General features: G+C 68.8%; 4 protein-coding genes. 2 read left to right on the top strand and 2 right to left on the bottom strand.

Going from position 1 to position 9055, the window contains the following annotated elements; translation table 11 throughout:
- On the bottom strand, positions 1 to 229 hold a 229-nt coding region (locus GX414_08230), incomplete at its 3' end, for a hypothetical protein (GenBank protein NLI47080.1).
- Positions 230 to 1068: 839 nt separating this feature from the next.
- Between GX414_08230 and GX414_08225 the strand changes: the two genes are divergently transcribed.
- Both GX414_08225 and GX414_08220 read left to right on the top strand, forming a co-directional pair.
- Complete coding sequence (locus tag GX414_08225) at positions 1069 to 1773, top strand: aspartate/glutamate racemase family protein (protein NLI47079.1); 705 nt, start codon at positions 1069 to 1071, stop codon at positions 1771 to 1773.
- A gap of 66 nt (positions 1774 to 1839) precedes the next feature.
- On the top strand, positions 1840 to 4905 hold the full coding sequence (locus GX414_08220) for an aminotransferase class III-fold pyridoxal phosphate-dependent enzyme (protein ID NLI47078.1): 3066 nt from the start codon (positions 1840 to 1842) through the stop codon (positions 4903 to 4905).
- Positions 4906 to 4950: 45 nt separating this feature from the next.
- Here the strand turns inward: GX414_08220 and GX414_08215 are convergent, their stop codons facing one another.
- The gene (locus tag GX414_08215; GenBank protein ID NLI47077.1) at positions 4951 to 9015 is read right to left on the bottom strand and encodes a tetratricopeptide repeat protein; all 4065 of its coding nucleotides are present in this window, start codon (positions 9013 to 9015) and stop codon (positions 4951 to 4953) included.
- Positions 9016 to 9055 lie beyond the last annotated feature (40 nt).

The following is a 9055-nucleotide window of genomic DNA, read 5'->3' as shown; positions in this document are numbered from 1 at the left end:
CGAAGTGGGCGAAGGCGATGAACTCCCGCTCCTGCCAGGCGAGCTGGACAGGGGTGGGGGCGATTCGGGCGGCCTGGCCCACCACGTCCGCCTCCGCAACGCCGGGAGGGATGAGGCCGTAATGGGACGGCGTCGGGACGCTGCCGTTCGACACAGCGACGAGAACCACCGCCAGCAGAGCGCACCCGCATCCCCACCGCTTGGGGCGGGCGCCGGCGTGTGACGGCATGTGTCCTCCTTCTGAACGTGAACCGACGTTCAGCTGGTTCAGGTGGTGGGATTATAGGCGGTCCGGTCCCACATCGTCAATGGATCCGCGTTGCCGGCCATGGCTTTGCGCAGAAATGCCATCCAGTGGACGTCAATGAGAGCGATCCAAAACAACAGATCGGCGGATCGCCCATCCGGTCAGCTGTCGGACCGGCTGTACGAGCACTTCGCCGCCGGCGACCTGGCTGTCGTGCCGGGCGGAGGCGCCACCACGCTGGAGCTCGCGGCGCTGCGGCGGCCGTTCATCTACTTCCCACCCGATGAGCAGTCGAGCAGCAGCCCCATGTCACCCACCGCCTGGACCGGCACGAAGCCGGCTACCGGCTCAACTACCCGGGCACGACGCCGGACACGCTGGCCGAGCTCATCGTGTCGGAGATGACCACGCCCAACCTGTACCCGCCCATCCCCACCGACGGCGCGTGCCGGGCAGCGACCGTTCTCGCCGAGTTGCTGCCGTCTGCCCGTCGCTGATACCCCGCGATCCTTGGATGCCCGCGCGTGACGGTCATCGGGCGATTCTGTTTTCATGACGCGACCTAGGCCCTGCTTGAATCGGATCCAAACCGTCTTCAACGGACAGCCGCTTGAAGGCGACGGTCCCCGGACGTACAATGTCCCGGAGCACTACCCGTGTTAGGGTCTGGGGAACACCTTCTGATCCTGTTCCACTGGGATCCTGGCCGGCTGCACCGGCTGTGTGCTGTTTGCAGACACGTGGCTCCGCGACTGCCGGACAGGGAGCGGGGAGCCGGGTGCACGGATGGCCGATGACATTGTTTCACCAGGAGCATGCGCATGAAGACGATCGGCCTGCTGGGCGGCATGACCTGCGAGTCGTCGCTCGTGTACTACAAGCTGATCAACGAAATGGCCAGGGAACGGCTGGGCGGCAACCACTCGGCCGCCAGCGTGATGGTGTCGGTGGACTTCGGGGAGGTTCAGCCCCACATGGAGCGGGGAGAGTGGGATCGGGTGATGGCGGTGATGATCGAAACCGCTCAGGCGATCGAGCGCGGCGGCGCCGACTTTCTGGTGCTGTGCACCAACACCATGCACAAGTTCGCCGAACCCATCGGGCAGGCGATCCGGATTCCCATCCTGCACATCGTGGACGCGACCGCCCGGGAAATCCGGCAAGCGGGCCGCGACACGGTCGGGCTGTTGGGGACGCGCTTCACGATGGAGGAGCCCTTCTACCGGGACCGGTTGCGGGAGCCGCACGGCATCACCGCGCTGGTCCCGGACGCCGACGACCGGGCGCTGGTGCATCGGGTCATCATGGACGAGTTGAGCCGGGGCATCATCGATCCGGAATCCCGACGTGCTTATTGGCGGGTGATCGACACCCTCGCGAGTCGTGGGGCTCAGGGCATCATCCTCGGTTGCACGGAGATCCCTCTGCTTGTGACACAGGATCAGGGCCGCATCCCCCTGTTTGACACGACGACGATCCACGCCCGCGCGGCGGTGGACTTCGCGCTGAAGGGAACCGGTTCGTGACCGCGGCGGTGCGGCCTGACTCGACAGGAGCGGAGTGACATCATGATCACCGGCAACGAGTGGTTCATGACCCATCGCGAGACGGTGGACCGGCTGCTTCGCGAGGAATATGAAATCGCCGGAACCTGCCGGCTGCTGCCGGGCGAGTACGACCTGAACATCCGCGTGGACGCCGAGGCGGAGAGCTACCTCCTCAAAATCATGCGATCCGGCTGCGATCCGGCGTTTGTGGACATGCAGTGCCGGGCGCTGGCGCGACTGGCTGAGCGGGCGCCGGAGCTGCCGCTCCAACGCGTGGTGCCGACGCGCGCGGGCGCGTCCACGACTCTCCTGGCAGACGCCGGCGGAGAGCGCCTGGCCTGGCTCTTGACCTTCCTTCCCGGCCGGATGATGGCGGCGGTGCGCCCGCACACACCGGCACTGCTGGAGCAGATCGGCGAAGCGCTGGGTCGTCTGGACGCGGCGTTGGCGGGGTTCGAGCATCCGGCGCTGGATCGGGCGCTCAAGTGGAATCTGTGTCAGGCAGACTGGATCCTGCCGCATCTGAAGCGGGTCGATGACCCGAGGCGGCGGGATCGGCTGACGCGCGTTATGGACCGATTCACCGTTCAGGTCGCCCCGCGGCTCGGGGGCCTGCGCCGCGGCGCCATTTTCGGCGACGCCAACGATCACAACCTGCTGGTGGATTACGACGAGCAGGGCCGTCAGCAGCTCTCCGGCATCGTGGACTTCGGCGACATGTGCCGCTCCGTGGTGGCGGGTGAGGTGGCCGTGGCCGCGGCCTACGCCATGATGGGCGAGGAGCATCCGCTGGCGGCGGCCGCGGGCCTGATCGCCGGCTACCACCGGGTTTTTCCATTCACTGATGACGAGCTGGCGCTGTTGTTCCCCCTGGTACTCACCCGGTTGGCGGTGAGCGTCGTCAACGCCGCAGTGGTGGCGCGCGAGCGCCCCGATGACCCGTACCTCACCGTCAGCGAGGCGCCGGCCTGGCGTCTGCTGGAACGGCTGTGCGATGGCGATCCCCGGCGGGTCGAGGCCCGCTGGCGCGCCGCCTGCGGGCTGGCGGCGCACCCGGGCGCGGCGCGCGTGGGCGCCTGGCTCCGCGAACGGTCGGGGACGTTCGCCGAGGTGCTTGGGTCGGACCGGTCCGCCGCGGCGGGGCGGGTGCTGGACCTCTCCTTCGCTTCAACCGTCGGCGGGAGCCGCCTCGACGGATTCGATCCGGCGGAATGTGCCGGGCGCATCGACGCGCAGGTGGGCGCCGGCGGGAATCGAGTGGGCATCGGCCGCTGGGGCGAGCCGCGACCCATCTACTCAACTCCGGCGTTCGGCGGCGGTGACGATCCGGTGGCGCCCCGCCGGACGCGCCATCTGGGCGTGGATCTGTTCGCGCCTGCGGGCACGCCGGTGCGCGCGCCGCTCGCGGGCGAGGTGGCGGCGGCGGGCTGGTCTTCGGACCGGTTCGATTACGGTGGGTGGGTGCTGCTGCGGCACCGCACGGATGACGGCGACCCGTTCGCGACTTTCTATGGCCATCTGGCCCGGCCTGTCTTCACGGATCTGGAGATCGGCCGGTGCATCAACGCGGGGGAGGTGTTCGCCACCCTGGGCGGCCGGCCGGAGAACGGCGACTGGCCGCCCCATCTCCACCTCCAACTTCTGGCGGCAGGCGAGGAGCCATGGGGGGAGACGCCCGACGGTGTGGCCGACCCGGACGACTTCGATGCCTGCGCCGTGCTGTACCCCAATCCGGCGCCCCTGCTGAACCTGCCCGATGCGGCCATCGCGTGGATGGACACATCCCCCGACGCATTGCAGTCACGCCGCGCCGCGCGCTTCGCTCCCAATCTCCGGTTGAGCTACGCGGAGCCGTTTCGGCCGGTGCGCGGCTGGCGGCACTTCCTGTACGACGCCGAGGGGCGCGCCTACCTCGACGCCTACAACAACGTTCCCCACGTGGGGCACTGTCACCCGAAGGTCGTGGCGGCCGCCGAGCGCCAGCTCCGGCTCCTCAACACCAACACCCGCTACTTGTACGATGGCCTGGCCGAATTGGCGGAGCGCCTGACGGCGAAGCTTCCCGAACCGCTGTCGGTCTGCTTCTTCGTCAACTCCGGCTCCGAGGCCAACGAACTGGCGCTGCGACTGGCCCGGATCCACACCGGCGCCCGTGACATGCTGGTGATGGACCACGCCTACCACGGGCACACCACCGGGGCCATGGCCATCAGCCCGTACAAGTTCAAACGGCCGGGCGGCGGCGGGGCCGAGGAGTGGGTGCACATCACCCCGGTTCCCGACACGTATCGCGGTCCCCATCGGGCCGGCGACCATGAGGCCGGCGCCCGCTACGCCGCCGACGTACAGGCCGTGCTGGCGGTGGTGCAGGGGACCGGGCGGCGCGTTGCCGGCTACATCGCCGAGTGCCTTCCCAGCGTCGGCGGCCAGATCGTCCCGCCGCCGGGATTCGCGGAGGCGGTGTACCGCGACGTCCGGGCCGCCGGCGGCGTCTGTATCGCCGATGACGTCCAGACGGCGTTGGGGCGGTTGGGCGGCACGTTTTGGGGTTTCGAGTACCTGGGCGTGGTGCCGGATATCCTCGTGTTGGGAAAGCCCATGGGCAACGGCTATCCGCTGGCGGCCGTGGTGACGACGCCGACGATCGCCCGGTCATTCGCTGCCGGCCCCGAGTTTTTCAGCACGTTCGGCGGGAGCACCGTGTCGTGCGCCGTGGGGATCGCCGTCCAGCAGGTCCTCGAGGAAGAGGGGCTCCAGGCCCATGCGGCACGGGTGGGGACGGAGTTGCTCGCTGGCCTCGCCGACCTGGCCGGGGAGTTCCCGCTCATCGGCGATGTGCGCGGGACGGGCCTCTTCATCGGCGTGGATCTGGTCGTCGACCGCGACTCGAGGGCGCCGGCCACCGCCCAGGCGGCCTACGTGAAGAATCGGCTCCGCGAACGGCGCGTGCTGGTGGGTACCGAAGGACCTCACGACAACGTGCTCAAGATCCGCCCGCCCATGACGTTCGACTCCGCCGCCGCGGCGCGCCTGCTGGAGACGCTGGCGGACGTGCTCGCTGAGGATCCCGCCCAGCCCGGCTGGCCGGCATCAGCCCGCCACTTGGTCTGAAGCGCCGGGTTGTTGCGCGCGGAAACCGCCGAATCGCCCGGCACATCACCGCCGGAACATCCGGGCCAGGTCCCGGTTCACTTCCTGAAAACCCTTGCCCCCCGTCTGCTGGCGCACGGTCCGGTCCAGTTGGAGGATGGCGTACGGGTTGGTCTCCCGGGTGGCCGCCTGCTTGAAATTGCGCGACATGTCCTGCCAGTAGTGCAGGTCGGCCTGGGCCTGCTGGGCCTCACGGCTCCCGGCGGGCGCCTTGGAGAGCTTCTGCTGGAGCTGCGGCAACAGCATGTTGTCGATCTCCTTGGCCGATTCCCGACTCTGCGCCTGCAGCTTGGCGATTTCGCCGAGCACCGGGTCGCCCTCGATCTTGTCGTGCTTCACCCCCAGCACCTTGCCGATGCTTTCCACTTCCTCCGCGGTGAGCTGGTCGAAGTTCACCTTGGCTTTGAGCAGGCGCTTGGAGGCGAACGATTCGGCGTGGGCGCTGGTGGTCAGGTTCACTTCCGAGCGGGTGGCGCTGAAGCCGGTGACGCCGTGGTACGCCTCGTTGAGCGCCCGCTGCCCGTCCTGCTGGAACTGGGCGATGGAGACGGGCTTGCCGTTCTTGGTGATCACCAGGTTGGGCGTCTCCATGAGGGCCAGGTCCAGGTCCATGCTGGACGTGCCGGCGCTGGAGGCGTTGCGCATGGGCTTGAAGCGGAGGTTGCTGACGTCGTAGCCCTGGGCCTTGAGGAGCCGGAGCATCTCAGGCATCGCCTCGGCGTACGACTGGTCCACCAGCCGGGTGAACAGGCTCCGCACCGCGGGGTGGGCGTGGTACTTCATGAGCAGCTTGCAGTGATACGAGGAGTTGAGCGATGCGGCCAGGCGGCCGAGCTCTTGCTCCGCCTGAGCCAGTTGGGGCGAGCCGGCCGGCAGCTGCGCCCGCAACCGGGCCATGGCCGCCTGCTTTTCCTGGAAGAAGCCGATGAGCGCCTTTGCGTCATCGACGTCCTGCTGCATGCGGGCGGCGTCGAAGGCGAGCTTCACGTTCCGGCCGGGGCCCAGCACCGGCTTGAACAGGGTGCTGTCCGGACCGTAGTAGCTCAGGGCGCCCTTGACGAAGAGGCCGGTCCCGATCTGGGCAGCCTTGCCCATGAGGTAGGCGGCTCCCGCCTGTCGGGCGCCGGCCCAGACCCGGTCCTCCCAAGAAGTGGACTTGGCGTCCGCCGGCTCGCGACGGTAACCGTCGAAGAACTGGGTGGCCAGCAAGCCCACGGGCGACGACCAGGCGATGGCCTGGTAGGCGCCTTCGGTGGGGCCGCCCATGACCAGACCGGTGGTCCCACCGTAGATGGAACCCAGGATGTGCGGGCCCCACTGGGTGATGGCCGCTTCGGCGCCGTACGCCTGGGCCAGGGCTTCGCAGCCGACGCCGATGGTCACCGCCCCCGCCGCCATGACCGCCATGTTGATGTAGAAGTCGCGTTCCGCTTTGGCGACGGCCTTCTCCTCCTGGGCCGCCTCCCGGCCCAACGCGTACCCCTGAAGCATGGTGTCCAGGGCGCCGGCCACCTGGAGCACTTTCTCCACGTCGCCGCTGGCGACCGTCTTCGCGTCCAGCAGTTTCCAGACCCGCTCGCGGGTGGCCCGCCGGTGTTCCTCCGGAAGCTGGCCGACCTGCTGCTCCACCAGCGCGGCGATCCGGCGGGTGGCGTCGGCGCGGGCCGCCTCCTCGCGGACCTGATGGATGAACTTGTCGGACGCGTACTCGTCGAACGCGGACCGGGTGTGCACCACTTTGCCCGTCCTGTACGAGGCGATCAGGTCCTGTTCGGCCTGGATGTCGGACTGGAGCTGGATCATCCGGAAGGCCAGGGTTTTTCGGCGTGCCGGATCCGGCTCACGTTCCAGCTCTGTTTGCTCCTTCTGGAGGTTCCGGCTCAGCAGCTCGATCATCGCCTCGTGGAAGGCTACCGTCGCCTCGACGGTGGCGGCATCCACGGTTTCAAGGGACGATACCGGGCTCCGGGTGGTCGTCTTCGTTCTTGTAACGGCCGTCGATTCCGCCGTCGAGTCGGTCGGCTGTTTGGAGCGGGGATCGTCCGCCTTGTACGGGCCCTCGTCCCACGGGTTCCGCACGGGAGGCGGTGCGGGGAGGTTCTCCGGATCACAGGCAAGCAGTTCTTGAACCTGGGCGGCATACTCCTGTTTGGCCCGCTGCAGCTGCTGGATCCGCTGCGACTCGTAGCGCGTGGCCACATCCAGGAGCGCGGTCCACGTATGGCCGGGCAGCATGGGCGGCTCGCTGTGGGCGGCGGGGGCGCGGTAGTAGGTGGTGCCGGAGAATGTCCATCGGTCCGTCAGGCCAGTGGCGTAGCGCACGTAGTGCAAACGCTCGCCATCAGGGAAGAAGCCGTCCAGGGTGGCGCCGAGCTCCTGCGGGGACGACAGGAGCACGCCGTCGGGCTGTTCTTCCACCAGCCGAAGGGCGTCCTCCAGCCCCGGCACCAGGATCTGCTTGCCGTCCCTGGTGGTCACCCAGCCCGGTTTGGCGGCGGTCACGCCGGCGGCCGCGAGCGTGTCGGCGAAAGCGAACGAATACTGGTACACCAGCGCCAGGTTGCCCGGGTACCGCTTCACGGTCTTGAAGTAGAGCCGCGCCCCGCCGTCACTGACCCATTCGCCGTCCAGGCCGGAGGGCGTTTGCGGGAAGGACCGGCGGTAGCGCTCGCGGGCCGCGCACTTGGCGGTCAAGGGATTGGGCGGATTGCCGAGCGCCTTGATCTGAGCGGCGACGTACTCGAGGCCCGCCTGCTGGGATCGAAGCACCTCCTCCTGCCGACTGGCCACGGCCATGGCATCCAGGTAACAGTCGCGCGTGCCGGCTGCCACGCCCACGGCAGCGTCCCGGAGGCTCGCCTCCACCGCCACGGCCGTCCGGATGAACGCCTCCCGGCCGGCCAGGAACTGGCCAAGCAGCGGGATGAGGCGGCGCAGGTATTCCGCTGCCTCCGGCGTCGGGTGATCGAACAGAGGTGCCCACGCGGTCTGGAAACGCTGCTCGTCCTCCGGCGACATCGGACCGTAGAGCAGCCGCATCCCCTCCATGGCCATGGAGACCTCCCCGTTGTACTGCGTCTGGGAAATCCGGTTGAAGTCGGCGAAGGGGGGCAGGGCGGCCGCCGCGGGCAGACTACCCGGCGCCCGGGTGATGGTGGGCAGGCGGCCCGGCGTCTGCCACGGCATGCCGTCGCGGGGTTGGGCGGCTGTGGCGCAGGGGTCGGACGCCTCGAATGTCAGGGTGGGCAAGCGGACCGGTGTACCGGATGGGGGAATGGCCCCGGCCGTGGACGGGCCGGTCGGGGCGCCCGCGTCCGGGCGTGAGCCGCCGGCAGGCCCGCCGCCGAGCTTGGCCAGCTGCTTCGTCGCAAAGTCGTGGCCGGGCTCGATGGCCAGGGCCTGCGCGTAGTCCTGCCGGGCGCCTGTAGCGTCACCCATCCTGTTGCGGCAATAGGCGCGGTTGGAGAACGCGTCGGCGTTGCGGGGATTGAACTCGACGGCCTGGGTGTAGTCGGCGAGCGCCCCCTTCAGGTCGCCCAGTTTTTCCCTGGCCAGGCCGCGGTTGTTGTAAGCCGCGCTCATGCGCGGATCAGCCCGGAGGGCGCGGGTGTAGTCGTCGACGGCGCCCGGGTAATCGCCTCGGTCGTAACGCAGCAGACCGCGGTTGTTGAGGATGTGGGCATTGTCCGGTGCCAGCGCGGCCGCCCGTTCGATGTCGGCCCATGCGCCGGCGGCATCCTTCATCCGGCGTTTGAGCGATGAACGGGAGCTCCAACTGGTGGCGTCGGTGGGATCGACGGCGATCGCCCGGTCCAGATCGGCCAAGGCGCCGGGCAGATCGCCGAGGCGCTGGCGGCACAGGGCGCGCTGGCGGTAGCTTTCGGCGTAGGCGGGATCTTCGGCGATGGCTTGGTCGCACGCCTCGAGAGACTCGGCATATTGGCGCGCCTTGAACAGCTCCTTCGCCCGCTGCAGGCTGGGCGGGTCCCCCGCGCCGGCGGCCGCCGTCCAGATCAACGCAGCCGGCAGCAGGGTACTGACCAAACACCCGAGTAACCGTGATGGGCGCATCACCGCCTCCACCTCACCAGATGACTTCCAGAAGAGAATA

The sequence above is a fragment of the Acidobacteriota bacterium genome, assembly GCA_012517875.1.
GTDB lineage: Bacteria > Acidobacteriota > JAAYUB01 > JAAYUB01 > JAAYUB01 > JAAYUB01.
The sequence above is the reverse complement of the archived record's forward strand: the minus strand, read 5'-3'. Positions and strand labels throughout refer to the sequence as shown.

Coding starts and splice junctions, on each gene's coding strand:
- GX414_08215 (NLI47077.1), bottom strand. CDS start 9,015: ATGCGCCCATCACGGTTACTCGGGTGTTTGGTCAGTACCCTGCTGCCG.
- GX414_08220 (NLI47078.1), top strand. CDS start 1,840: ATGACCCATCGCGAGACGGTGGACCGGCTGCTTCGCGAGGAATATGAA.
- GX414_08225 (NLI47079.1), top strand. CDS start 1,069: ATGAAGACGATCGGCCTGCTGGGCGGCATGACCTGCGAGTCGTCGCTC.